General features: G+C 66.3%; 24 protein-coding genes, 1 tRNA gene and 4 pseudogenes. 13 read left to right on the top strand and 16 right to left on the bottom strand.

Features of this window, described 5'->3' with window-relative positions; translation table 11 throughout:
* Window position 1 precedes the first annotated feature (1 nt).
* The 6 genes and pseudogenes from T428_RS0109925 to T428_RS26955 form a co-directional block, all read right to left on the bottom strand.
* The gene (locus T428_RS0109925) at window positions 2-1,021 is read right to left on the bottom strand and encodes an iron-containing redox enzyme family protein (protein ID WP_025736359.1); all 1,020 of its coding nucleotides are present in this window, start codon (window positions 1,019-1,021) and stop codon (window positions 2-4) included.
* A gap of 64 nt (window positions 1,022-1,085) precedes the next feature.
* Complete coding sequence (locus T428_RS0109920) at window positions 1,086-3,323, bottom strand: SpoIIE family protein phosphatase (protein ID WP_025736358.1); 2,238 nt, start codon at window positions 3,321-3,323, stop codon at window positions 1,086-1,088.
* A complete protein-coding gene (locus T428_RS0109915) occupies window positions 3,320-3,949 on the bottom strand; it encodes a SpoIIE family protein phosphatase (RefSeq protein ID WP_025736357.1) in 630 nt (209 codons plus the stop codon). The genes T428_RS0109920 and T428_RS0109915 overlap by 4 nt, the downstream gene beginning before the upstream one ends.
* On the bottom strand, window positions 3,942-4,352 hold the full coding sequence (locus tag T428_RS0109910; protein WP_025736356.1) for an anti-sigma regulatory factor: 411 nt from the start codon (window positions 4,350-4,352) through the stop codon (window positions 3,942-3,944). Before T428_RS0109910 ends, T428_RS0109915 begins: the two co-directional genes overlap by 8 nt.
* Window positions 4,342-4,733, bottom strand: a pseudogene (locus T428_RS26960) (STAS domain-containing protein). Before T428_RS26960 ends, T428_RS0109910 begins: the two are co-directional and overlap by 11 nt.
* A gap of 22 nt (window positions 4,734-4,755) precedes the next feature.
* A pseudogene (locus T428_RS26955) lies at window positions 4,756-5,635 on the bottom strand (STAS domain-containing protein).
* Window positions 5,636-5,794: 159 nt separating this feature from the next.
* On the opposite strand from T428_RS26955, the gene T428_RS0109895 reads away from it, so the two are divergent.
* Window positions 5,795-6,163, top strand: a complete 369-nt coding sequence (locus tag T428_RS0109895; RefSeq protein ID WP_025736355.1) for an STAS domain-containing protein — start codon at window positions 5,795-5,797, stop codon at window positions 6,161-6,163.
* A gap of 19 nt (window positions 6,164-6,182) precedes the next feature.
* Window positions 6,183-6,683, top strand: a complete 501-nt coding sequence (locus T428_RS0109890; RefSeq protein ID WP_025736354.1) for a DUF6328 family protein — start codon at window positions 6,183-6,185, stop codon at window positions 6,681-6,683.
* Here the strand turns inward: T428_RS0109890 and T428_RS26950 are convergent.
* Window positions 6,680-7,346, bottom strand: a pseudogene (locus tag T428_RS26950) (HAD family hydrolase). The gene T428_RS0109890 and the pseudogene T428_RS26950 sit on opposite strands and share 4 nt — an antisense overlap.
* 142 nt (window positions 7,347-7,488) lie before the next feature.
* Here T428_RS26950 and T428_RS0109880 point away from each other — a divergent pair.
* The 3 genes from T428_RS0109880 to T428_RS0109870 all read left to right on the top strand — a co-directional run bounded on the left by T428_RS0109880 (window position 7,489) and on the right by T428_RS0109870 (window position 8,672).
* On the top strand, window positions 7,489-7,788 hold the full coding sequence (locus tag T428_RS0109880) for a hypothetical protein (protein WP_025736353.1): 300 nt from the start codon (window positions 7,489-7,491) through the stop codon (window positions 7,786-7,788).
* Window positions 7,789-7,964: 176 nt separating this feature from the next.
* A complete protein-coding gene (locus T428_RS0109875; RefSeq protein WP_025736352.1) occupies window positions 7,965-8,267 on the top strand; it encodes a DUF4193 domain-containing protein in 303 nt (100 codons plus the stop codon).
* Between the two features lie 24 nt (window positions 8,268-8,291).
* Window positions 8,292-8,672, top strand: coding sequence for a thiol-disulfide oxidoreductase DCC family protein (locus tag T428_RS0109870; protein ID WP_025736351.1), 381 nt, complete (start codon window positions 8,292-8,294; stop codon window positions 8,670-8,672).
* Between the two features lie 42 nt (window positions 8,673-8,714).
* Here T428_RS0109870 and T428_RS0109865 read toward each other — a convergent pair whose 3' ends face one another.
* The 5 genes from T428_RS0109865 to ponA2 all read right to left on the bottom strand — a co-directional run bounded on the left by T428_RS0109865 (window position 8,715) and on the right by ponA2 (window position 14,047).
* Window positions 8,715-9,257 carry a hypothetical protein gene (locus T428_RS0109865; RefSeq protein ID WP_025736350.1) on the bottom strand — a complete coding sequence of 181 codons (543 nt, stop codon included), beginning with the start codon at window positions 9,255-9,257 and terminating at the stop codon, window positions 8,715-8,717.
* 110 nt (window positions 9,258-9,367) lie between these two features.
* A tRNA-Pro gene (locus T428_RS0109860) sits at window positions 9,368-9,441 on the bottom strand.
* Window positions 9,442-9,511: 70 nt separating this feature from the next.
* Window positions 9,512-10,618 (bottom strand): L-cysteine desulfhydrase Cds1, encoded by a 1,107-nt coding sequence (gene cds1 / locus T428_RS0109855; protein WP_025736349.1) that lies wholly within the window; start codon window positions 10,616-10,618, stop codon window positions 9,512-9,514.
* On the bottom strand, window positions 10,615-11,574 hold the full coding sequence (locus tag T428_RS0109850) for a metallophosphoesterase (protein ID WP_025736348.1): 960 nt from the start codon (window positions 11,572-11,574) through the stop codon (window positions 10,615-10,617). The genes cds1 and T428_RS0109850 overlap by 4 nt, the downstream gene beginning before the upstream one ends.
* 46 nt (window positions 11,575-11,620) lie before the next feature.
* Window positions 11,621-14,047: a transglycosylase/D,D-transpeptidase PonA2 gene (gene ponA2 / locus T428_RS0109845; RefSeq protein WP_025736347.1), complete on the bottom strand. Its 2,427-nt coding sequence runs from the start codon at window positions 14,045-14,047 to the stop codon at window positions 11,621-11,623.
* 361 nt (window positions 14,048-14,408) lie between these two features.
* On the opposite strand from ponA2, the gene T428_RS0109840 reads away from it, so the two are divergent.
* Window positions 14,409-14,759 carry a WhiB family transcriptional regulator gene (locus T428_RS0109840; protein ID WP_025736346.1) on the top strand — a complete coding sequence of 117 codons (351 nt, stop codon included), beginning with the start codon at window positions 14,409-14,411 and terminating at the stop codon, window positions 14,757-14,759.
* Window positions 14,760-14,991: 232 nt separating this feature from the next.
* Here T428_RS0109840 and bagB read toward each other — a convergent pair.
* Both bagB and bagA read right to left on the bottom strand, forming a co-directional pair.
* Window positions 14,992-16,143, bottom strand: a pseudogene (gene bagB, locus T428_RS0109835) (ATPase BagB); the annotation flags it as partial.
* On the bottom strand, window positions 16,140-17,162 hold the full coding sequence (gene bagA / locus T428_RS0109830) for an ATPase BagA (protein WP_025736344.1): 1,023 nt from the start codon (window positions 17,160-17,162) through the stop codon (window positions 16,140-16,142). The pseudogene bagB and the gene bagA, both read right to left, overlap by 4 nt.
* Window positions 17,163-17,271: 109 nt before the next feature.
* Between bagA and sp36 the strand changes: the two genes are divergently transcribed.
* From sp36 to T428_RS0109815, 3 genes are read left to right on the top strand one after another with little or no spacing between them, the layout of a single operon-like run.
* Complete coding sequence (sp36, locus tag T428_RS32685; RefSeq protein WP_090607515.1) at window positions 17,272-17,433, top strand: Sp36 family protein; 162 nt, start codon at window positions 17,272-17,274, stop codon at window positions 17,431-17,433.
* A 13-nt stretch (window positions 17,434-17,446) separates the two neighbouring features.
* A complete protein-coding gene (locus tag T428_RS0109820; RefSeq protein ID WP_025736343.1) occupies window positions 17,447-17,911 on the top strand; it encodes a RidA family protein in 465 nt (154 codons plus the stop codon).
* A complete protein-coding gene (locus tag T428_RS0109815; RefSeq protein WP_025736342.1) occupies window positions 17,908-18,702 on the top strand; it encodes an MBL fold metallo-hydrolase in 795 nt (264 codons plus the stop codon). The genes T428_RS0109820 and T428_RS0109815 overlap by 4 nt, the downstream gene beginning before the upstream one ends.
* 104 nt (window positions 18,703-18,806) lie before the next feature.
* Here T428_RS0109815 and crp read toward each other — a convergent pair whose 3' ends face one another.
* On the bottom strand, window positions 18,807-19,481 hold the full coding sequence (gene crp / locus T428_RS0109810; RefSeq protein WP_025736341.1) for a cAMP-activated global transcriptional regulator CRP: 675 nt from the start codon (window positions 19,479-19,481) through the stop codon (window positions 18,807-18,809).
* A gap of 85 nt (window positions 19,482-19,566) precedes the next feature.
* Window positions 19,567-19,953: a hypothetical protein gene (locus T428_RS0109805; protein ID WP_025736340.1), complete on the bottom strand. Its 387-nt coding sequence runs from the start codon at window positions 19,951-19,953 to the stop codon at window positions 19,567-19,569.
* A gap of 173 nt (window positions 19,954-20,126) precedes the next feature.
* Here T428_RS0109805 and nth point away from each other — a divergent pair, with 173 nt between their 5' ends.
* From nth to marP, 4 genes are read left to right on the top strand one after another with little or no spacing between them, the layout of a single operon-like run.
* Entirely contained in the window at window positions 20,127-20,807 is a 681-nt protein-coding gene (gene nth / locus T428_RS0109800) for an endonuclease III (RefSeq protein WP_036467623.1), read from the top strand.
* A 13-nt stretch (window positions 20,808-20,820) separates the two neighbouring features.
* Window positions 20,821-21,465, top strand: a complete 645-nt coding sequence (locus T428_RS0109795) for a TlpA family protein disulfide reductase (RefSeq protein ID WP_025736338.1) — start codon at window positions 20,821-20,823, stop codon at window positions 21,463-21,465.
* A 56-nt stretch (window positions 21,466-21,521) separates the two neighbouring features.
* Window positions 21,522-22,304 (top strand): NUDIX hydrolase, encoded by a 783-nt coding sequence (locus tag T428_RS0109790; RefSeq protein ID WP_036467621.1) that lies wholly within the window; start codon window positions 21,522-21,524, stop codon window positions 22,302-22,304.
* Between the two features lie 5 nt (window positions 22,305-22,309).
* Complete coding sequence (gene marP / locus T428_RS0109785; RefSeq protein ID WP_025736336.1) at window positions 22,310-23,503, top strand: acid resistance serine protease MarP; 1,194 nt, start codon at window positions 22,310-22,312, stop codon at window positions 23,501-23,503.
* The last annotated feature ends 2 nt before the right edge of the window (window positions 23,504-23,505 follow it).

The following is a 23,505-nucleotide window of genomic DNA, read 5'->3' as shown; positions in this document are numbered from 1 at the left end:
GCTAATTGAGTGGACGCCGCAACGACGTCCGGTCCTGCTTCCAGGCCGTCATGATGTGGTCCGCCAGGCGATCCTCGACCACCATCAGGGCGCGTATCCCGAAAATGATGTCGCGGTTCAGCTCCGGCTCGCGGGCAACAAGATCACCGACTACGTCGAGGCGTACCACCTGTTCGTGGACCGCGTCGGCCTCGACGTGTTCGCGGTAGAACTCGACACACGCCGCCGGCGCGCCCATCCGTTCGAGCGCCTGGGCCATGCGCCGGGATCCCGGCGATGACGTGATCTCGGTGGCGGTGAAATGCCCGATGGCCGCACCACGCAGTTGGCGGTGCAGCCCGAACAGCGACATCAGGTTGACGACCGCCAGGGCTTCGGCGGGCACCTCGTCGAGGTAGCCCAGATAGGTCGAGTCCAGATCGGCCGCCGTCAACAGATCCGCGAACAGCTGTTGGTGTAGTCGGTGGCCCTGTCCGGCGCCGTACTCGTCGAACTCGACAGCCACGAAGGCCGCTTTGGCGCCGCCGGTCAGCCGGGGGATGGCCCAGGCGTGCGGATCGCCCTCCTTGAGGTGGTACATCGATCGATGCACGAAGTATTCGCGCATCTGTTGCCAGGTGCCGGTGTCGCGTAGGTAGTACGACGGCCCGGTGCCGTTGACGGGCTCGACGGACATCGCGTCCATCTCCGCGGCGGCGGTGCGGTCCGGCTCGATGGGGCCGACATCGCGGCGCACACCCGCCAAAAAGACACGCTCGAGTTCGGCGCGCAGCCGCAGCAAGTCGGGATTCCACTCCCAGGTGGGATCCACGCCCGCAAAGCCCCGGTAGTGCAGCTCGTAGCACATGCACAGGGCCAGCTGCAGGTCGAGGTCATAGGGGTCCGAATCGCCCACGGATGCGCCGATACGTGCCAGGTGATCCCCGGAGGGCGGCCCCGCCAACGCGCGACGCACCGCCGTCGACAACGGTCCATGTGCTGCCGGCAGGGCGGGTTCAACGCTGATTGACGCTTGAGTCACGTCCTTGTAGATACCACGAACTCACCGGCCGCAAACGGTTTCAGCCGCATCGGCTTGGCGCTTGCTAGCGGCCACCGGACCTGTCGTCGGCGCCTGCGAGTGCCGCCGGTAGCCGGAAGGTGATGTCCACGACGGTTCCGGTTGGGCTGCTGTCGATTTCCATCGCGTTGCTGATCGCGCGCATCAGGATCAGGCCACGCCCGCTGTTGCCCGGGTTGATCGCCGGCGGTTTCCAGGAGCCGTGGTCGGTGATGCGGGCGCGGACTTCGCCGTCCACGGTTTTGACCTCGAGCCTCGTTGTTCCGAAGCCGTGCCCACGGTAGGCGTGTTCGACGCAGTTGGTGCAGCCTTCGTTGACGACCAGCACGATGTCGTCGATGAGGTCACCCGGGACGTCCGCGGCCCGCAGCCAGTCGGCCAACCGGTGTCGGATGCTGGCCAATTCGTCTGCGATTGCGTGTGTTTCGATTCGCAGCGGCACCTGCTGGTGCCGATAGATCACCATGGCCACGTCATCGTCGTATCCCGTCGTCGGCGCCAGCTCACGAAGTACCGCATCCGCGACGGCATCCAGCGGCAACGTCCTCGTTTCCACCAAAACCTCTGCGGCCCGGAATATTCCGTCGTCGAGCGACTCGTGTTTGCGTTCGACCAATCCGTCGGTGAACACCATCAACGTGGAGCCGGACGGCAGCCGGCGGGAGACTTGCGGGCGGGGCTGATCGCGCAGGACCGCGAGCGGCACCGACCGGGCGTCGCTGAGCACGGTGGTGCCCGACGGGCCGGCGAGCACCGCGGGCATGTGACCGGCGTTGCTGTACTCCAACATTCCCGATTCGGTGTCCAGGATCGCCAGAAAAACGGTGGTGCAGTAGGCATTTGGGATGAGCGACGCTGCCAGGTCGAGTTGTTCGAGCAACAGTGCGGGTCGGGTGCCGTTGATCAACAGCGCGCGCGCCGAGCTGCGCAACTGACCCATGATCGCCGCGGCGGGCAGCCCCCGCCCCACGCAGTCGCCGACGACGATGCCGATGCGGTGATCGCCGATCCGCAGTACGTCGTACCAGTCGCCGCCGATCTCCAACGGCAAGACGGCGGGTTCGTAGCGCATCGCGAACCTCGGCGGGGGCTCGATCGGCGGCAGCATGGCGCGCTGCAATGTCAGCGATGTCTCGCGGGCACTTTCGAACTGGCGCACATGCTGCATGGCCAAACTGAGGTGACCGATCAGCACGGTGACCAAAAGCCGATCCTCCGCGCTGAGCCAGCGCGGCGCACCGAGTTCCAACCACAGGGCAAGGTCTCCGGTGCCCGAGAGCACCGCGACCAACCCCTGCGCCTTGCCGGGTTTGTTCGGCCGCTCAACGGTTTTGGCGGTCAATGGCAGCTGTTGGCGGGCATCCTGAAAGGTGTCGCGCAGCCAGGGATCCAGTTCGCGCCAGGTCGTCACGGCGGGTTCACCCGCCACCTGGACGGTCGGTTCGCCGTCGCCGCCGGGCCAGGTCACGGCGATTACCCGCTGTACGCCGATTGCCGTGCGGCATTCGTCGAGGGTGATCGCCAGCAGCTCGGCGACACTTTTGGCGACCGCGACGGCGGTGGCCAGACGTAAGACGGCGCTCTCCCGAGCCGCGAATGCCCGTTCGGCGGTGACATCGCGAATCGTGCCCACGTACACGGCTTGGGCGGCGTCGGATTCCTTGACGGCATTGATGCTCACCATCACCCAGGCAAGGTGGCCGTCGCGATGCCGAATCGGTGTTTCGTACTGGGTGCCGCCCTCGCTGCGGACCCGGGATTGGTGTTCTCGGGCGGTCTTCTTGTCGACCAGCCACGGGTGCGGCCACCGGTAGGGCAAGCCCTCGGCGGGATAGCCGAGGATCTCGATGAACGCGTTGTTCATCTCGATGATCGAGCCTTCGTGGTCGGCGACGAAAAAGCCTTCCTGCAACGAATTCACCAGGGCGGTACGGAATTTGTCCCGCTCCGCCAGATCGTCGGCGCGAGCGCGCTGCTCGGCGTAGCGCTTGGTGCCGTCGAGGAATCCTCGGGTCGCGACGTCGAGCGGGGCCAGCGTCTGCAGCAGGAATTCCAGTGCGAGCGGTGCGTCGATCTGGATGTTCTCGGACAGCTTGAGGACCATGTGAACGTGTTGCTCGATGATGTCGAGCATGCTGATTTGTTCCTGCAGTGCCCGGCGGCCGAGCTCGTGGCCGACGGCCAGGATGTTGTCGTCGCGCGCCTGTAGATAGGTCCGCAGCGCGGCGAGATATTGGGCGTGAAAGTCGTCTGCCTCGGTCATGTGGAGGCCCCGCGGTGACGCGCTGTGAGCACCATGGCGTCGTCGGTTTCCTTCGCGTGTTTGGTCAGAATGTGGTCGGCGATCACCGTGGCCGAGGCGGCGAAATCGATATGGTCTAGATGATCCTCCGCGATGCCGTCGCTGGCTAGCACGATTAGATCGCCGACCCGCAGTGAAACCACCTGGGCAGGCCTGATTTCCGGGATGCGATAGCCGACGATGCCGGCGGCAAGGCGTGCACTGGATCGGATGCGGACACCGGTCGCGTCCTTGGAGACGAGGTTGGCTCTGACGTTTCCCACCCCGGTCCAGGTGAGTGTATTGGTCTGGAAATCCACCCGCGCCAAGGTCATCGCGACGCCTCTGGTCCCGGCCAACACCCGGTGGCACAGCTGTATCAAGACTTCGAGCCGTTCGCGGGATGCCCGCTGGACCGCGTCGACGGCCTGCATCGCGGCGGTCGCGGCGGCCGGACCGTGACCGAGGCCGTCGATCACCCCGAACAGGGCTGCGTCGTCGTCGTCCAGCGCGACCGCGATCTTTCGATCGCCGCTGGTGTTCTCACCGGGTAGTGGGCGTCCGGCGTTCGCCCACTCGATCGGCCCTACTCGACCGTTTTCACGCACGGCCCGGCACCCATTTCCACATCTCGATGACCGTTCCCTTGCCGAGCGCGGATTCCACGATCAGTCGGTCCATCAATCGGCGTGCCCCGGGCAGGCCCATGCCCAGCCCGCGGCCGGTGGAGTACCCGTCCTCCATCGCGCGCTCGATGTCGACGATGCCCGGGCCGTCGTCCTCGGCACGGACGACCAGTGCCTGACGGCCGTCCCGGTCTGCCACCATGACCCGTACCGTGCCGCGGCCCGCGTAGCTGGTGATGTTTCTGGCGATTTCGGAGATCGCCGTGGCGATCATGGTGACGTCGGTCAGCGAAAACCCGAGGTCGAGTGCGAGCTGATGTCCGGCCTTGCGGGCTTCGACGATGTCGTCGGAATTATTGATGTCGACGACAACGTCAGCCGCCACCGTCGCGCCCGATCATCGGTTTGCCTACTCCCCGTTTGCGATTCAGGAGGGCAAGGCCCTCCTCCAGATCCAACGCGGTGTTCATGTCGTCGAACGCCAGCCCCAGTTGAACCATCGCGAAGGCCACTTCTGGTTGCAGCCCCACGATCACGGTGTCCGCGCCGCGCAGTCGGGTCATGTGTGCGATCGTGCGCAGCGACCGGGCGGCGAACGAGTCCATCACGTCGATGGCAGTGACGTCCACGATGATGCCCTGTGCGCGTAATTGGCTGACCCCCGCTCCATCAGGTCGTAGCGCAACCGTTCGGCGTCGGAGTCGGTGAGTGCGGCCTGCACCGAAGCGATAAGAATCGATCCCTGTTTCAGAATGGGTACTGGCATACGGCGCCCGTGCTCGTTGCGCTCACCCGGTCAGCTCGCCGGTACGCGTGACTTCGTAGTCGAGCAACCGCTCGGCTTCTTCGATACCACCCTGTAGGTCACCGACGGCGTTCATCTTCGACAGATCCAGTCCGATCGTCACCAGCGTCAGGGCGATTTCCGAGGACAGGCCGGTGATGATCACGCTCGCGCCCATCAGGCCGGACGCATCGACCGTCTGCACCAGGTGGTTGGCCACGGTGGAGTCGATGGTGGGCACACCGGTGATGTCGATGACGACGACTTTCGCGAGGTTGGCGCGGATGGCTCGCAGCAGCTGCTCGGTGACCTGCCGGGCGCGTTGGCTGTCCAGCACACCGATGATCGGCAGAATCAGCAGCTGCTCGCGCACCTGCAGCACCGGCGTGGACAGTTCGCGAATGGCCTCCTGCTGCTGGCGAATGATGCGTTCGCGTTCCTGCACGAAGCTCACACCCACGGTGTTGGCGATGCGGTTGGCCGCGGGTTCGTAGGCGTCCAGCACCCGGTTCAGCATGTCGAACTCGGTTTGGTACTTCTCGAACAGCGAGCGCCAGCACGTCACGCAGCAGCAGCACGATGCCGAGCACCTCGTCGGTTTCCACGCCCCGCGGGATGATGCGTTCGGACAGGTCGCGGGCGTAGTCCTGCAGCGCCTCGACGCTACCGGTCTCGAGCACCTCGACGTAGTTGTCGTACACCGCGGTCGCCTCGGAGAAAATCTCCTCGGGCGTCATCGCGGTCAGCAACTCCGCCTCGGTGATGCGGCGGGCCCATTCCTCGCGCAGGTTGGTGCGATTCTGCCGGAGATGCTGCACCAACTGCGGAAGTAGACCTTCGCTCGAGACGCTTGTGGTGGTGCCGGTGCTGCTGGAATCTGACATCTGGCCTTCCGGGTGCCGAGTCGCGCTCCGCAGTGCGCAGGGTCTATGGGGAGACTACCGTGATTGGACGCGGGGCAGGTATTGAGGTCTTCTTCTTCTCGCAGTTCGCAAGGCAGGTTAGGCTTGCACCACACCTAAGACCCGGACGAAGGATCGCCATTGTCAGCTCCTGATTCGATTACCACGTTGGTTGCGGACCACGATGGGGTGTCCGTGGTCAGTGTCAGCGGTGAAATCGATTTGGTCACCGCTCCGGCCCTGGAGCAAGCCATTGGTGCAGTCTTCGCGGAAGGGCCGACGGCGCTAGTCATCGACCTGTCCGCGGTGGAGTTCCTCGGCTCGGTCGGGCTGAAGATCCTGGCGGCGACCTACGAGAAACTCGGCAAGACGGCGGAGTTCGGGGTGGTCGCGCGGGGTCCGGCGACCCGACGCCCGATTCACCTGACCGGTCTGGACAAGACGTTCCCGCTGTACCCGACGCTGGATGACGCGTTGACCGCCGTGCGGGACGGCAAGCTCAGCGGCTGACCTCGCACGATCGCCGCAGATGGATGTCGACCACCCGGAAGACGACCAGCGCTGGGACCGCGATCACCGTGGCGAGACCGAAACCGAGCGGCTGGACCGCAACTGGAACAGCCTGTTGCAGGAACTGCGCGTGGTGCAGACCGGCGTGCAACTGCTGACCGGTTTCCTGCTGACGCTGCCGTTCCAACAACGCTTCGACGTACTCAGTGACGAGATGCGGGCGGTGTTTCTGGCGACGGTGGGCTGCTCGGTGGGCGCAACGGTGCTGCTGATCGCGCCGGTAGGCATTCACCGGCTGCTGTTCCGGCGGCACCGCCTGCAGGTTCTGGTGTCGGCCGCGCACCGGTGTGCCTACGCGGGGCTGGCGTTGCTCGGGCTGGCCCTGACCGGGGTGACGGTCATCGTCTTCGTCGCGGTGGCCGGGACCACGGCGGGGCTGATCGCCGGCGCGTGTGCGCTCGCGCTGTTCATTTGCTTTTGGTGGCTGCTGCCCCTTTCGCTGCGCACCCACGGCGACTAGTCAGCCAGCGTGCCGATGCGGTTGGACTCGAGCTGGTCGAGCAGGTCCCGCGGGTCGGCGAAGACCGGAGCCGCGCCGGCCGCTTGCAATTCGGCAGCCGCGATGCCGCCGCTGCACACCCCGATGCATGGCACGTCGGCAGCCTTGGCGGCGTGGGCATCCCAGACGCTGTCGCCGACGAACACCGCGTCCCCGGCTATCACCCCCGCCCGATCCAGCGCTACTTGCACAATGCCCGGCTCGGGTTTGGCGGTGTCGACGTCGCGCGACGACGTCGTTGCGGCGATCACGTCGTCACAGTCGAGCACCTTGCGCAGCATCTCGAGTTCGTCCTCGGGCGCCGAACTGGCTAGGATCACCTGCAGGCCCAGCCCGGCGACGCGGTGCAGCAGTTCCTTGGCGCCCGGTAGCGGCGCCAGCAGGGGCGTGGTCTCCCGGTAGTAGCGGCTGTGCGCATCGCTGAGCCGGTCCCGGACCTCCTCAGCGCCGTCGCCGGAAAGGGTGCGCACCAATCGAGCCGTCCATCCCGATGCGGCGATGGATCTTCCAGGCAGCGACCGCGATGCCTTCGGCGTCGAAGGCTCGTTGCCACGCATACACGTGCAGATATTTCGAATCGACGAGGGTTCCGTCCACGTCGAACAGGACAGCGGGAGCGTTCATCGCTGCGGCATACCCGTCCGCCGGCCGCCTGACACGGCGTCGGGCGGTTACCCGGGTGTTGTCGGGTTGCCGGGCCTTGAACCGTAAGCACCCCGGCGCCGTGAATAGTTTTAATACTCAACACGTTTCGTGAGGAGCCGAGATGGACTACCCGATCGACCATGCCGGCACCCCGCGTCAGCACGCCGGCGAAACGCTGAAACTCACCGCGAACATCCCCGGCTTGATCGCGGTCGTGGTCGGAGTTGTCACCCTCGGTGTCGGCGGGTACGAGTTGGTCGCGGGCGACGTACGCATCGGGTTGGTCGCGGTGATTCTTGCCGCCGGTTCCGGTGTTGCGGGCCTGGGCTGGCTGAACTTCGCGCAGCGCCGGGTCCGCCAGGCGGAACTGCAGCTCGCAGCGATGGGATCGGCCGCTGCGGCGCCGCCGCCGAGCGGCTGACCGTGTTCGCTCGGCCGCTGCAGCCACCGAATTGTCGTGAGGGCAATTTTTATGTTCGACCCGGTGTTTTTTATGTTCGACCCGGTGTGGGGCGCCACGGAACGGGGTACCGTCTGTGCCACGGGGGAGTACATCGGACGTGCGTCATCCCGCCACTTCTGCAGGAAGGTATGCCCATGAAGACCGCCAGCGATTACGACGCACGTCGCATGTCCGACGGCGAGAGCCAGGACCCGGCCGAGTTGCGCGAGCTGGACCCGAGTTTGTCGGGGGCGTCCACCGCCATCGTCGACGAGGACCCCAACGACGTGCACTTCTTCGAGCTGCCCGGCGCGGATCTGTCCGGAGAAGAATTGGCCGTCACGGTGATCCCGCAACAGTCCGACGAGTTCACCTGCTCGAGTTGCTTCCTGGTCCAGCACCGACACCGAATGGTGCTGTCCAGCTCGGGGCGGCCCATTTGCACCGATTGTGCGTAGCGCGACGGGAAATACAATCGAAGGATGCACGGCGTCCTAGTCTTCGACGGCCGGTGCGGGGTATGCACTCGGGCGGTCAACGCGTTGGTTCGGTGGGATCGGACGGGAATGCTCCGCGTCGAACCGATGCAGACCCCCGGGATGGCCGATCGCCTCGGCGTCACCGACGACCGAATGCGCGAATCCGCTTGGTGGGTGGATTCTTCCGGCGCGGTCGTGGCCGGGGCGCATGCGATGAATGCCGCGCTGTCCGCGGCGCTGGGCACCCGCGTCCCGCTGTGGATCTATCGGATCCCCGGTGTGGGCGCCGCGCAGAACGCCATCTACCGCTGGGTGTCGGCGCATCGTTACCGCTTCCGCGGTGCGACGCCGCTGTGCGAGGCCGAGCCCGAGCGTTGTGCCTAGGCAAATTCGTTCTGCGGGCTGGGTTTTCGATCCGATGTGGTGCTAGTTCTGTGCCCATTTCCGACCGCAGATACGGCACTGCCGGGTGACCGTGGACCATTCCGGCTCGCCCTCGACGGGCGGCCGAACAAGATGGGTGGACTCGTCGCCGCAGCCTGGGCAGGCGCAGTGCGCGACATACGGCTCGACGGGTTGGTCGTTCATCAGGTACAGGTTTTCCGCCCGCGCGAACGGCACGATCGCCAGCCGTTGCGGGCGGGGGCCGGCCTTGGGCGTGTCGAACCACAAGAGGCCGCAGACCACCATCGCCACCGCGCCGAAGATGGCCACGATGACCAGCGGGATGTTCCACGGCCAGTTCGGCGGGACCGGGCTGAGCGCGAAAAACAGCATCACCGCCGAGATCAGGAAGCTGATGATGGTGCCGGGCTTGGCGAATCCGTAGCCGCTGACCTGCAGCGCCTCCCAGACGTCGAGCTCCTGCTGCCGTTGGGCGACCTCTAAAAGAGTTGGGTGGTAAGGGAATTCGGTGTTCGGGTGCTGACGGATCCCACGCTGCCCGGAGATCGGCCTGACCGACGCCATGCGCGCCAAGTTTAGTGCGCCGTGCGGTCCCCGGCGAGGCTGCGCTCGCTGACCCGGCGTGCCGAGTGGTGAAGGCCCTGGCCTGCATTGGCCAGAGCCGAACACTGAAGTCGGGGTGGCGGGATTTGAACCCACGGCCTCTTCGTCCCGAACGAAGCGCGCTACCAAGCTGCGCCACACCCCGCTTGAAGCCTCGACAGCCTATCGCACCGGCCCGCCGACTGCCCAAACCGCTGGCTGCGGGCCTCCGAGCGCTAGGTCCAGCGGCAGTTGCGCTCGAATTCGACCAGCGCGGCGGTGGGACCGGCCAGATCGAGTCCTTGGTCGGTGACCCACCCGTCGTTGAAATAGGTGTCGGCGTAGCGATCGCCGCTGTCGGCGATCAGCGTGACCACCGAGCCGCTGCGCCCAGCGGCGACCATCTCGGCGAGCAGGCCGAAGGCGCCCCACAGATTGGTTCCCGTCGACGGCCCCACCCGCCGACCCAGCACGGTGCTGACGTGGCGGGCGGCGGCGACGGACGCGGCGTCGGGCACCGCGACCATGCGGTCGACCACGTCGGGCAGAAACGACGGTTCGACCCGCGGCCGCCCGATCCCCTCGATTCGCGACGACGCCGGCATCACCAGGTCGTAGCGCTGCTGCGCGTAGGCGGGAAAGAACGCGGAGTTCTCCGGGTCGACGACACACAGCCGGGTGGCGTGGCGGCGGTAGCGCAGGTAGCGGCCGATCGTCGCGCTGGTTCCACCGGTGCCCGCACCGACCACGATCCACTCCGGGACCGGGTACTTCTCGTCGCGCATCTGCGCGAAGATCGACTCGGCGATGTTGTTGTTGCCGCGCCAGTCGGTGGCCCGCTCGGCATTGGTGAACTGGTCCATGTAGTGGCCGCCGGTTTCGGTGGCGACGCGCTGCGCCTCGGCGTACACTTCGCTCGAGTTCTGCACGAAATGGCAACGGCCGCCTTGTGATTCGATCAGCGCCACCTTGGCGGAGCTGGTGTTCTCCGTCATCACCGCGACGAACGGCAGCCCCAGCAGGGACGCGAAGTACGCCTCGGAGATCGCCGTGGACCCCGACGACGCCTCGACGACGGTGGTGCCCTCACCGATCCAGCCGTTGCACAGCGCATAGAGGAACAGCGAGCGCGCCAGCCGGTGCTTGAGGCTGCCGGTGATATGCGTGGACTCGTCCTTGAGGTACAGCGCGATGTCGACGTCGGTGCACCAGGCCGACGGCAGCGGGTAGCGCAAAAGGTGCGTGTCGGCACTGCGCCGGGCATCCGCCTCGATCAGCCGGATCGCATGGTCCGTCCAACTACGGGACAGACTGCGGACCGCGACCCGGGTCCGATCGCTCAACGCAGGGATGCCGCGGGCTGCGAGCGACCCAAGTTACTGCTGGAGTCCCGTCCGCCCATCGGGGCGGCGATCAACGTCAGCAGGGTCGCTTCGGGGCGGCAGCAGAACCGCACCGGCGCGAACGGGGAGGTGCCCAGTCCCGCGGAAACGTGTAACTGCATGTTCGCGCCCCAGCGCGACGGCCCCTTGGCGCGGGTGCGGTCCAGGCCGCAGTTGGTCACCAGCGCGCCGTAGAACGGCAGGCACAGTTGCCCGCCGTGCGTGTGTCCGGCCATCACCAACTGGTAGCCGTCGGCGGCAAACCGATCCAGCACCCGCGGCTCGGGGGAGTGCACCAATCCCAGCCGCAGATTCGCCGCCGGGCTGGCCGGGCCCGCGATGGTCTCATAGCGGTCGCGGTCGATGTGCGGGTCGTCGACGCCCGCCGCGGCCAGGTGCAGGCCGGCCACCTCGAACTCGCGGCGAGTGTGGGTCAGGTCAAGCCAGCCACGCTCGGTGAACGCCGCCCGCAGGTCCTGCCAGGGCAGTGGCTCGCCCTTTGCCCGGTGTGACGGGCGGGTCAGGTAGTTCAGCGGGTTCTTCAGGCGCGGCCCGAAGTAGTCGTTACTGCCGAAGACGAAGACGCCGGGCCGCGACAGCAGATCGCCCAGCGCCTGGATGACCGCGGGGACCGCCTTGGGGTGGGCCAGGTTGTCGCCGGTGTTGACGACCAGGTCGGGCTCCCAACCGGACAGCTCCCGCAGCCAGGCCTGCTTGCGGCGTTGGTTGGGCATCATGTGCAGGTCGCCGATATGCAGTACGCGCAGCGGCGTGGAACCCGGCGACAACACGGGCATGGTTATCTCGCGCAGGACGAAGGCGTTGCGCTCGACGACTGCGGCGTAACCGATCCCGGCGACGGTCGAACCGAGCGCGACGGCACCGGTGCGGATCAGGGAGGGCAAAACATCAGCCATGCACGCAGCTTACTGCCGGTTGCGGAGTCAGGAGCGTGTTGCGCGCCTATGGCGGTGGCTGTCCGGGTGCCGGCGGCGGCGCCAGCAGCGGAATGGTGATCGGCGGTAACCCGGGGATTTCCACGACCTGCGAACCGACCGGCAGCGGCCCGCCTTCCGGTGGCGGAGGCGGAGCCGGCGGAAGGCCGTTGCTGACTTGGATGGTGACGACCGAGCCCGGAATCGTATTGCCCGACGGCGAGGTCCCCACCACCTCGCCCAGCTTCGCGGTGCTGTTGACCGAGTTGGTCTGGTCGGCGACCTGGAAGCCGGCCTCCCGCAGCCGTGAGCGCGCGGCGTCGACGTCCATGCCCGCGACGCTCGGCACCCGGGAGCCCGGTGAGCCCTCGACGTAGCGGGGATCGGTCGGCGGCAGTTTGATGTCCCCGAAACTGGTGGCGATCGGCTTCATCGCGGTGAACCAGGTCCGCGCGGGCTCGTTACCGCCGTACAGGTCGCCCTCGCCGCAGTGCCGCAACGGGGCCGAGCACAGGTCCGTCGGCGAGGTGGAGTCGTCATAGATGTAGTTGGCCGCGGCGTAGCGGTTGGTGAACCCGACGAACCCGGACGAGCGATGCGCCTCGGTGGTGCCCGTCTTACCGGACATCGGCAGGTCCCACCCCGCGGCGCCGGCCGAGTCGGCCGCGGTCCCGCCGCCCACGGCGTCCTTGCTCATCGCGTTGGCCAGGGTATTCGCCAGCCCCTCAGGCACCACCTGGTCGCAGGTCTGGGTGGTCACGGCGACCTCGTTGCCGTTGCGGTCGATCAGCTTGTCGATCGGGTTGGGCGGGCACCACACCCCGCCGGAGGCCAACGTGGCCGCGACGTTGGACAGCTCCAGCGCGTTCACCTCGATCGGGCCCAGGGTGAACGACCCGATGTTCTGCCGCTTGACGAAGTCGGCCAGGCTCTCGTTGCTGTCGGGGTTGTAGTCGCGGGCCGTGCCGGGATCGACGTAGGACCGCAGCCCGAGCTTGACCGCCATGTCCACCGTGCGCGTCACCCCGACCTGCGAGATCAGTTTGGCGAACGCCGTGTTGGGCGAGGTGGCCAACGCCTCGGCCACGTTCATCGACCCGCGGTAGTTGCCGGCGTTGACCACACACCAGGTGTCCTTGGGACAGCCCTTGGCCCCACCGCTACCCAGACCCTTGGCCTGGAACCGCGGCGGCACGTCGAGGGTCGCGTTGATGCCCATCCCCATGTCCAGCGCGGCGGCGGTGGTGAAGATCTTGAACACCGACCCCGCGCCGTCGCCGACGAGCGAGAACGGCTGCGGGCGCATGGTCTGGCCGGCGTCGACGTCGAGCCCGTAGGTGCGGTTGCTGGCCATGGCCATCACCTTGTGCGAGTCCTTGCCGGGTCGGATCACGCTCATCACGCTCGAGATGCCGGGCAGGGTCGGGCTGGCGAACTTGTCGATGGCCGACTTGACCGGGATTTGCACGTCGGGGTCCAGCGTGGTGCGGATCAGGTAGCCGCCCCGGGCCACCTGTTCCTTACTGATCCCGGCGCGGGACAGGTACTCCTGGACGTAGTCGCAGAAGAAGGCGCGGCCCCCGGCGGCGATGCAGCCGCGCGGCAGTTCGTTGGGCTGCGGCAGGATCCCCAGCGGCGTCGCCTTGGCCGCCCGCAGCGCGTCGGCCTCCTGCGGCAGGTTCTCGATCATCGTGTCGAGCACCAGGTTGCGCCGAGCCAACGCGCCGTCGGGGTTGGTGTACGGGTTGAGCGTGCTGGTCGACTGGACCATCCCGGCCAGCAGCGCCGCCTGCTGCCAGTTCAGATCCGACGCGTTGATACCGAAGTAGGTCTGCGCGGCGTCCTGCACCCCGAACGAGCCGTTGCCGAACGAGACGAGGTTCAGGTATCGGGTCAGGATCTCCGGCTTGGTGAACGTCTTGTCGAGCGTGAGCGCCATCCGGATCTCGCGCAGCTTGCGCGCTGGGGTGGTTTCGACGGCCGCGCGCTTTTCCGCGTCGGTCTTCGCGGTCACCAAGAGTTGGTAGTTCTTGACGTACTGCTGCTCGATCGTCGAACCGCCTCGGGTGTCGACGTCGCCGGACGCGTAACCCGCCAACCCGGTCAGTGTGCCCTTCCAGTCCACCCCATTGTGTTCGGCGAACCGCTTGTCCTCGATCGAGACGATCGCCAGCTTCATCGTGTTGGCGATCTTGTCGGTGGGCACCTCGAAGCGGCGCTGCTCGTACAGCCACGCGATCGTGTTGCCCTTGGCGTCGACCATGGTGGAGACGGCGGGCACCTGCCCCTCGAGCAGTTGCGCCGAGCCGTTGGCGACCACCTCGGAGGCCCGGTTGGACATCAGCCCCAAGCCGCCGACCAACGGGAACATCAGCGCGGTGGCGACCACACTGGCCAGCAGACAGCAGCCGGCAAGCTTAAGAATTGTGAGAGTTGCCGGCGGGTGGTCTGACATGAGTACTACAGTAACCGCCCCTTGTCGCGCGACGCGCCGTTGATCCGCACGGTGGATCTAGCTCTTGTGACCTGCAGCTATGCGGCCAACAGGAGGGGATGTTCCCGATCGCGTTATATATCAGCTACCAAAAAGGGGTACCCAATCTCATGATCGCCTCTACGCTCAAGGACAAGACGGCACGCCCGTCCCAAAAAAAGCGTTATCAGACTGCTGCGCAATTGGCTCCTGACCACCTAACACTTATACAGACGGTGAGATTCAGGTAACACCGATCAGCACAGTGTGGTGTAGATCGCAACGTTGATCTGCCACCCGAGGAGGGCGGTCGTAAAGGCGACCGGGAGGAAGGGAACAGCTCGTGTCAGGAACACGACCGGCGGCACGCCGAACCAACATTGCAGCGGCGCAGGGGGTGCTGCGCAGTGTTGATGCTGAAGAACGAATTGCCTGGGTGTCCCAAGCATTATGCCGGACCACTGATCCCGATGAACTTTTCGTTCGGGGCGCCGCCCAGCGTAAGGCCGCGGTGATTTGCCGGCACTGCCCGGTGATGCAGGAATGCGGTGCCGACGCGCTGGACAACAAGGTCGAGTTCGGTGTCTGGGGCGGCATGACCGAGCGGCAACGCCGGGCATTGCTCAAGCAGCACCCCGAGGTCGTTTCGTGGTCCGATTTCTTCGACAAGCGACGCAACCGCGGCGTCAGCTGACGCTTTGCGAGCGGGTGCGCCGCACCATCGCGGCGCACTGTTAGGCCGAAGCTTACTATTACAAAACTGTTACAGCGCGCGTTGGATTTATCGCATATCCAATAGGGACTCTACCTCCAAGTAGCTTGTGCGAGATGGTAATTCGCCGCTATTGCTGATCCCGGGTGACCTCGCCACCGGCTTCCCCGATTTTTGGCATCCGCTCAGCGCGCTGTTGAACAAGCTTCGCCGCCCCGTTTGAGCGGGCCGCATCGTCGCCGACCGAAGTGATCTGATCGGCTAGCGCACGCAACGCTTCCAGATCCGATACGTCGAACGGGAGCGACGGGACGCCCACCACCGGCACGTGCGGGTTGGCCCCGGTGAATCGGGACAGCAATCGGATCTCGCGCTTGGCGGTCTGGCCCCGGTCGGCATGAATCTTCAGCACGGCCGTGGCCAACGACGAGGCATCGGAGTCGGGGTGGGACTCCAGGGACTCGATGCCGTCGATCGCCCGCTCGATCGGCAGTGCGCACAACAGGGGATGAGTGCGGTTCAAAATCAGTCCCGCCAACGGCATACTCTCTTGGGACAGCCGGTCGACGAAGAAGGAAGCCTCGCGCAGCGCATCGGGTTCGGCCGCCGACACCACGACGAACTGGGTGCCACGCCTTTTCAGCAGCGAATAGGTGCGGTCCGCCTTTTCGCGGAAGCCGCCGAAGGTGGCGTCCAGCGACTGCACGAACGCCGCCGCGTCGCCCAGCATCTGCGATCCCAGCACCATCGAGAGCGCCTTCATCGCCAAACCCATTGCGCCGGTGACCAATTTGCCGATGCCTCGCCCCGGCGCGAGCAGCAATCGCCACAGTCGGCTATCCATGAAGCGGCCCAGTCGTTTCGGTGCGTCCAGGAAGTCCAGCGCATTGCGCGACGGTGGAGTGTCCACCACCACCAGGTCCCAGCGGTCCTCGCCCAGCAGTTGCCCGAGCTTCTCCATCGCCATGTACTCCTGGGTTCCGGCCAGGGATGTGGCGACGGTCTGATAGAACTGGTTGTCCAAAATCGCTTGTGCGCGAGCGGCTCCGGAGTACTGGATCACCATTTCGTCGAACGTGCGGCGCATGTCGAGCATCATCGCGTGCAGCTCGCCGGAGACCTCCGGTGCCAGCGGAACCCGCTGCGGCGTGTTGCCGAGGTCGTTGACTCCCAGCGCCTGGGCGAGCCGTTTGGCCGGATCGATCGTCAAAACGCATACGGTACGGCCATATTCGGCCGCGCGCAGGGCCATGGCGGCCGCCGTGGTGGTCTTACCCACGCCGCCGGCGCCGCAGCACACCACCACGCGGTTGGCGCGGTCAGCCAGGATAGCCGCCATGTCAAGGGTTTTCGGTGTGACGCTCATCGAACTCCCTGCTGTGCAATCGATTCCGACAGCTCGTACAGGCTGCCGAGGTCGACGCCGTCGGAAATTGCGGGCAACTCCAGCCGCGGCACCTGCAGCGCGTCGAGCTGTTGCGCGGTCTCGGCACGCGCGGCAATCCGGGTCGCGTGCTGAATGGTCTCGGTCAGCAACCCGGCAAAGTCGTTGTCGCCCAACTCGATTCCCGCCGCCTTCAACCCGGCACGCACCGCGTCGGCGTCGACGTCGCCCTCGGCGGCCTTGGCCAAGTCGCGGGGCTCGAGGTACGCCGGAATGTTGCGGTTGACGATCACGCTGCCGATCGGCAGCTGCATCTCGGCAAGCTCCTCGATGGCTTCCATCGTCTCCTGTACCGGCAGCGCTTCCAGCAGCGTGACCAAGTGGATGGCGGTCTGGTCGGAGTGCAGCAGCTTGACCACACCCTCGCTTTGCGAGTGCACCGGCCCGCCCTTGGCCAGATCTGACACCGCCTTGGTGACGTCCAGGAAGCGGGCGATGCGCCCGGTCGGTGGGGCGTCGACGACGATCGCGTCGTACACGGGCAGCTTGTTCTTGTCCTGGCGGACCACGGTTTCCTTGATCTTGCCGGTGAGCAGCACGTCACGCAGGCCCGGCGCGATCGTCGTCGCGAACTCGATCGCACCGATACGTCGCATCGCGCGTCCGGCGATGTCGAGGTTGTAGAACATGTCGAGGTATTCCAGAAACGCGGCCTCGATGTCGATCGCCAGGGCGTTGACCTGGCCGCCGCGCTCGGCGGTGGCGAGCTTCAGCTCTTGGTAGGGCAGTGGTGGAACGTCGAACAGTTGCGCAATCCCTTGGCGACCCTCCACTTCCACCAGCAGGACTTTGCGTCCGCCCGCCGCCAGCGTCAGCGCCAGCGCGGCCGCGATCGTCGATTTGCCCGTCCCGCCTTTGCCGGTGACGAAGTGCAAGCGGGCCTTCGACAGTCGTGCCGGCCAGCCGACGGCAGCGCTGCCGCTAGAGGTGGTTGCCACCATCGCATGCTAGCCCGAGCGGTTGGCAGCCCCCGCAAATCGGGTGGCTACCACCCATCACGGTCCACCGGGCTGACCCATGCGGTTCATACCCGACCTATAAGCTCGCGTCATGAGCCAACCGACGCCATGGGAATACGCCACGGTCCCGCTGTTGACGCACGCCACCAAGCAGATCCTCGATCAATGGGGTGCCGACGGCTGGGAGCTGGTGGCCGTGCTGCCCGGGCCCACCGGCGAACAACACGTCGCCTACCTGAAGCGTCCTAAATAAGAGGACACATCAGATGAACGCTTCGACCCGGCTTGAGCAGCTCGGCCTCGCGCTTCCGGAGTTGGTTGCGCCGCTGGCCTCGTACGTTCCTGCGGTGCGCACCGGCAATCTGGTCTACACCTCCGGCCAGCTGCCGATGGCGGAGGGAAAGCTGGCCGGCACCGGCAAGGTGGCCACCGAAGTGAGTCCCGAGGACGCCAAGGCGCTGGCGCGGCTGTGCGCGCTCAACGCGCTGGCGGCGGTGAACTCGTTGGTGGGTATCGACGCGGTGACCCGCGTGGTCAAGGTCGTTGGGTTCGTCGCCTCGGCTCCCGGCTTCAACGGTCAGCCCGGCGTCGTCAACGGGGCCTCCGAACTGCTTGGTGAGGTGTTCGGCGACCAAGGCGCACATGCCCGTTCGGCGGTCGGTGTATCCGAGCTGCCGCTGGATGCGCCGGTCGAAGTCGAGTTGATCGTGGAGGTCGGTCAACGGTCGTGACCGAGACAGTCGAGCCGCTGACTCATCCCGCATACGGAAGTTTGCGGGCCGTCACCGCCACTGCCTCGGTCCTGCTGGCCGACAACCCCGGCCTGCTGACGCTGGAGGGCACCAACACCTGGGTGTTGCGCGGTCCACGCAGCGGCGAGCTGGTCATCGTGGATCCCGGGCCCGACGACAACGAGCACATCGCCCGGATCGCCTCGCTGGGCCGCATCGCGTTGGTGCTGATCAGCCACCGGCACGGTGACCACACCGATGGAATCGACAAGTTGGTCGAGCTCACCGGCGCGACCGTGCGCTCGGCGGGAAGCGGATTCCTGCGCGGCCTGGGCGGTGAGCTGGTCGACGGCGAGGTCATCGATGCCGCCGGTCTGAAGATCAAGGTGATGGCGACGCCGGGGCATACCGCCGATTCGCTGTCGTTCTTGCTCGACGACGCGGTATTGACCGCGGACAGCGTGCTCGGCCGCGGCACCACGGTGATGGACAAGGAAGACGGCAATCTGACCGATTACCTGGAATCGCTGCATCGACTCCGCGGCCTGGGCCAGCGCACGGTGCTGTCGGGTCACGGGCCGGAGCTACCCGACCTGGACGCCGTCACGCAGGGATACCTGGTGCACCGCCAGGAGCGGCTGGAGCAGGTGCGCGCGGCCCTGCGCGACCTCGGCGAGGACGCCAGCGCGCGCCAAGTCGTCGAGCACGTGTACGTCGATGTCGACGAAAAACTGTGGGACGCCGCTGAATGGTCGGTTCAGGTGCAGCTGGATTACCTGCGTCGCGAATAACGCACCCGCGCGCAATTTCGCGAGCGTAAGCGCATGGCGAATCCAATGACCGCAAATCGCCGCCTGTTTACGCTCGCGGGGCTACGACCGCGCGGTGCGCGCGTCTACCTGGCTCGGCGGGCCAGTCGCTCGGAGTCCGAGATCAGTACACTCTTGCCCTCCAAGCGGATCCAGCCGCGGTGGGCGAAATCGGCGAGCGCCTTGTTGACCGTTTCTCGGGACGCGCCCACCAGCTGGGCGATCTCCTCTTGGGTCAGGTCGTGGGTGACCCGCATCGCGCCACCCTCCTGGGTGCCGAACCGCTGGGCGAGCTGCAGCAACTGCTTGGCCACCCGGCCTGGCACGTCGGTGAAGATGAGGTCGGCGAGGTTGTTGTTGGTGCGGCGCAGCCGTCGGGCCAGCACACGCAGCAGCTGCTCGGCAATTTCGGGCCGATCGGCGATCCACGCCCGCAGCGCGTCGCGGTCCATCGACACCGCGCGCACCTCGGTGATCGTCGTGGCGCTCGACGTGCGAGGTCCCGGGTCGAAGATCGACAACTCGCCAAACATGTCGGACGGTCCCATGATCGTCAGCAGATTCTCCCGCCCATCGGGTGATCGGCGACCGATCTTGACCTTCCCCGAGACGATGATGTACAGCCGATCGCCTGGTTCCCCCTCCGCGAAAACGGTGTGTCCACGCGGGAAGTCGACGGGTTGTAATTGCTTGGTCAGTGCGGTGACCGCGGCGGGTTCAACCCCCTGGAAGATTCCTGCCCTTGCCAGGATCTCGTCCACTTTGCCTCTTCAGCTTTCCAACGAAGTGATATGGATACCTACCTAGCCCGTCTGACGAGTCTAGAGGTAGGCCAACGTGCCAACGCTACACACGATCGACGTGTCTAGTCGCCTCATATTGCGGATTTGCGCCTGAAGGCGGGTGTATTCGCATCGGTAATGCGCGCCCGGGGGGATCGGTGAAGGCGGTCGCGAGCAGCGATTCCGCGCGATGCCGGCCACCAGGCGGCGGCGACAGCGCAAGTTGCTGGGCCTGTCGTCGGTGCAGGTATTCCAGCGCCTCGGGCATTCCTTCGCGGGCCAGTGTGCGCATATCCATGGCCTCGGCCTGCTCGAGGAACTCGGCGACATCAGTCGACGTGATCGACTCGCGGGCAAGCTCCTTTTCAAGCCGCCCAAGGCCCAGCGCGGCGAGCATCAGCAGCCCCGGCACGCACGCCACCAGCAACCATGACACAAGGAGAGTAAACATGGCCAAGGTCTCAGAGAGATTACGAAATCAGTACTCTGTCGTAGGTGACAGTGGCAAGGCCGTCTCGGCGCGCGAAAACGTCGGCGGCCCCCCGTGATTCCAAGTCAGACCCTTCACTTGCCCGGCGGTGGTCTTCGGAAACTCGCGTGGGTTTGGTGCGGCGCGCACGCCGGATGAATCGCACACTGGCACAAGCATTTCCGGCCGCGCATTGCGAGCTGGATTTCAGGACGCCGCTGGAATTGGTGGTGGCCACCATTCTTTCGGCGCAGAGCACCGACAAACGGGTGAACCTGACGACGCCGGCATTGTTCGCGCGATATAAATCGGCACTGGATTACGCGCAAGCCGATCGCGACGAGCTAGAAAACCTCATCCGTCCCACTGGCTTCTTCCGCAACAAGGCGACCTCGTTGATCGGGCTGGGGCAAGCCCTGGTCGAACGGTTCGACGGCGAGGTGCCCTCGACAATGGATGAGTTGGTGACCCTGCCCGGGGTGGGACGCAAAACCGCCAACGTCGTCCTGGGAAACGCCTTCGGCATCCCCGGAATCACCGTGGACACTCACTTTCATCGGCTGGTGGCCAGATGGCGCTGGACCGACGAAAAGGACCCGGTCAAGATCGAGCACGCCGTCGGCGAGTTGGTCGAACGCAAGGAATGGACTTTGCTCAGCCACCGGGTGATCTTCCACGGCCGCCGGGTGTGCCACGCCCGCAAACCGGCCTGCGGCGTCTGCGTGCTGGCCAATGACTGCCCATCGTTCGGGCTTGGCCCCACCGAACCGGCACTGGCGGCGCCCCTGGTGCAGGGCCCCGAAGCCGAACATCTGCTCTCCCTGGTCGGGCTGTAACACGGCCAGGACGTTGACTCCGAGAACTCGTTGGACCATCGCGATCTTGGCGGTGGTGGTAGCGCTGGCCGCAGCGCTGGTCGCGCAGCTGCGCGACGACTCCCCGCCCGTCGCGACCACCGCGCCCGCAACCTCGAGGCCCGATCGCGAACACCGCGACGCCGACACGCCGGAAGCGCTGGCCGGGCCACGGACGCGGGCAAACCTGCCGTCGTGTCCCGCCGCGAGTGACGGCCCCGGCCCCGCGGCCCTGCGCGGTGTGCTGGTCGAATGCGCGGCCGACGGTTCCGCCGTCGACGTCGCGCGTGCGCTGGCCGGGCGCCGGGTGGTGATCAATCTGTGGGCGTACTGGTGCGCGCCGTGCGCCGCGGAACTGCCCGCGATGGCCGAGTATCAGCGACGCGTCGGCCCCGGCGTCATGGTGGTGACCGTGCATCAGGACGAGAACGAGACTGCCGCCCTGTTGCGCCTGACCGAGCTGGGCGTTCGGCTCCCGACGCTGCAGGATGGGCGTCGGCTGATCGCTGCGGCGCTCAAGGTCGCAAATGTGGTGCCCGCGACGGTGGTGCTGCGCCCGGACGGTAGCGTTGCGCAGACGCTGCTGCGCGATTTCGCGAGTGCCGACGAGATCGCAGCCGCGGTCGGAAACGACGGATAACCGAGTTTGGCGGTCCGAAACTCAGCTGGGCAGGTGGACCCGAGAAGGAGGCGCCGGTGAGTGCTGGGGGTGCCGCCCGCGCGCAGGGGACGGTTCCCTTCACGCCCGACGCCTGTCCGCCCTGGCTGCGTCCGTTGGTCGACAACGTGGGTCAGATGCCGGAGGCCTATCGGCGCCGGTTGCCACCCGATGTGCTGGCGATGGTGACCGCGGCCAGGGAGGCGTCGACGCACGACGACCGCGAGGCCGCTGTGCTGGTTCTGTTTTCGGGCCCCGAGTCCGGGCCGGAGGACGGCGGCGTGCCCGACGACGCCGACCTATTACTCACCGTGCGGGCGTCGTCGCTGCGGCACCACGCCGGCCAGGCGGCGTTTCCCGGCGGCGCATCCGACCCCGGCGATCGAGGGCCGGTCGCCACCGCGCTGCGAGAAGCCCACGAAGAGACCGGAATCGACGTCACCCGGCTGCATCCGCTCATCACGGTGGAAAAGACGTTCATCGCACCGTCGCAGTTCCACGTCATGCCGGTGCTGGCCTACTCGCCGGACCCCGGACCGGTCGCCGTGGTCAACGAGGCCGAGACCGCGATCGTGTCGCGGGTTCCGGTGCGCGCGTTCATCAATCCGGAGAACCGGCTGATGGTCTACCGCGGCGACCTCGGCAATCGGTGGGCCGGTCCGGCGTTTCTGCTGAACCAAATGCTGGTTTGGGGATTCACTGGCCAGGTGATCTCCGCCGTTCTCGACGTCGCCGGCTGGGCAAAGCCGTGGGACACCAACGACGTGCGTGAACTCGACGACGCGATGATGCTGGTCGGCAAGCAGGGCGGCCCGCGATGAACTCGATGACCCCGTCGCAATGGCTGGATATCGCCATTCTGGCCGTCGCTTTCATCGCGGCCATCTCGGGCTGGCGGTCCGGCGCGGTGGGTTCGCTGTTCTCGTTCGTCGGCGTGCTGCTGGGCGCCATCGCCGGCGTGTTGTTGGCGCCCCACATCGTCAGTCACATCGCGGCGCCGCGCGCCAAGCTGTTCGGCGCGCTGTTCCTGATCCTCGCGCTGGTCGTCGTCGGAGAGGTCGCCGGCGTGGTGCTGGGCCGGGCGGTGCGCGGCGCAATCCACAGTCGCACAATCCGAACCGTCGACTCGGTGATCGGGGTCGGGGTACAGGTAGTCGTGGTGCTCACCGCCGTGTGGCTGCTGGCGACACCGCTGACCCAGTCGAAAGACCAACCCGAGCTGGCCGCGGCGGTCCGCGGCTCGCGGGTGCTCGCCGAGGTCAACGACGTCGCACCGCCGTGGTTGAAGACTGTGCCCAAACGACTCTCGGCGTTGCTCAACACCTCGGGACTGCCCGCGGTGCTGGAGCCGTTCAGCCGCACGCCGGTGATCCCAGTCGAATCACCGGATCCCTCGCTGGCCACCAACCCGGTGGTCACCGCCGCCGCGCCCAGCGTCGTGAAGGTGCGCAGCCTGGCCCCCAGCTGCCAGAAAGTGTTGGAGGGCACCGGATTTGTCATCGCACCCGATCGGGTGATAACCAATGCGCACGTGGTGGCCGGATCCAGCAGCGTCCAGATCTACGCCAGCAGAAATCCCTTAGACGCCACCGTCGTTTCCTACGACCCGTCGGTCGACATCGCGATTCTTGCCATTCCGAACTTGCCGCCGCCGCCGCTGGCGTTCAGCGACACCGAGGCCAAAACCGGCACCGACGTGGTGGTGTTGGGCTACCCCGGCGGGGGCAACTTCACCGCGACTCCGGCCAGGATTCGCGAGGCGATCAGACTCAGCGGCCCCGACATCTACCGCGACCCACAGCCGGTCACCCGCGACGTCTACACCATCAGAGCCAATGTGGAACAAGGCAATTCGGGTGGACCGTTGATCGACCTGAGCGGTCACGTGCTCGGTGTGGTGTTCGGCGCGGCCGTCGACGACCCCGACACCGGATTCGTGTTGACCGCCGGCGAGGTGGCCGGCCAGATGACCAAGATCGGTGACACCCAACAGGTGGGCACCGGAACCTGCGTCAGCTGATC

Origin of the sequence: Mycobacterium genavense ATCC 51234 (genome assembly GCF_000526915.1) — a bacterium.
GTDB classification, from domain to species: domain Bacteria; phylum Actinomycetota; class Actinomycetes; order Mycobacteriales; family Mycobacteriaceae; genus Mycobacterium; species Mycobacterium genavense.
This window is presented reverse-complemented; position numbering and strand designations above follow the sequence as displayed.

What these genes read in the sequence shown, in the direction of transcription:
- T428_RS0109870 (WP_025736351.1), top strand. Translation starts at nt 8,292, where the DNA reads ATGCACGGCGTCCTAGTCTTCGACGGCCGGTGCGGGGTATGCACTCGG.
- T428_RS0109865 (WP_025736350.1), bottom strand. Translation starts at nt 9,257, where the DNA reads ATGGCGTCGGTCAGGCCGATCTCCGGGCAGCGTGGGATCCGTCAGCAC.
- T428_RS0109875 (WP_025736352.1), top strand. Translation starts at nt 7,965, where the DNA reads ATGAAGACCGCCAGCGATTACGACGCACGTCGCATGTCCGACGGCGAG.
- T428_RS0109805 (WP_025736340.1), bottom strand. Translation starts at nt 19,953, where the DNA reads ATGTTTACTCTCCTTGTGTCATGGTTGCTGGTGGCGTGCGTGCCGGGG.
- ponA2 (WP_025736347.1), bottom strand. Translation starts at nt 14,047, where the DNA reads ATGTCAGACCACCCGCCGGCAACTCTCACAATTCTTAAGCTTGCCGGC.
- nth (WP_036467623.1), top strand. Translation starts at nt 20,127, where the DNA reads ATGAATCGCACACTGGCACAAGCATTTCCGGCCGCGCATTGCGAGCTG.
- T428_RS0109850 (WP_025736348.1), bottom strand. Translation starts at nt 11,574, where the DNA reads ATGGCTGATGTTTTGCCCTCCCTGATCCGCACCGGTGCCGTCGCGCTC.
- T428_RS0109820 (WP_025736343.1), top strand. Translation starts at nt 17,447, where the DNA reads ATGAACGCTTCGACCCGGCTTGAGCAGCTCGGCCTCGCGCTTCCGGAG.
- T428_RS0109920 (WP_025736358.1), bottom strand. Translation starts at nt 3,323, where the DNA reads ATGACCGAGGCAGACGACTTTCACGCCCAATATCTCGCCGCGCTGCGG.
- T428_RS0109890 (WP_025736354.1), top strand. Translation starts at nt 6,183, where the DNA reads ATGGATGTCGACCACCCGGAAGACGACCAGCGCTGGGACCGCGATCAC.
- bagA (WP_025736344.1), bottom strand. Translation starts at nt 17,162, where the DNA reads ATGGTGGCAACCACCTCTAGCGGCAGCGCTGCCGTCGGCTGGCCGGCA.
- T428_RS0109880 (WP_025736353.1), top strand. Translation starts at nt 7,489, where the DNA reads ATGGACTACCCGATCGACCATGCCGGCACCCCGCGTCAGCACGCCGGC.
- marP (WP_025736336.1), top strand. Translation starts at nt 22,310, where the DNA reads ATGACCCCGTCGCAATGGCTGGATATCGCCATTCTGGCCGTCGCTTTC.
- sp36 (WP_090607515.1), top strand. Translation starts at nt 17,272, where the DNA reads ATGAGCCAACCGACGCCATGGGAATACGCCACGGTCCCGCTGTTGACG.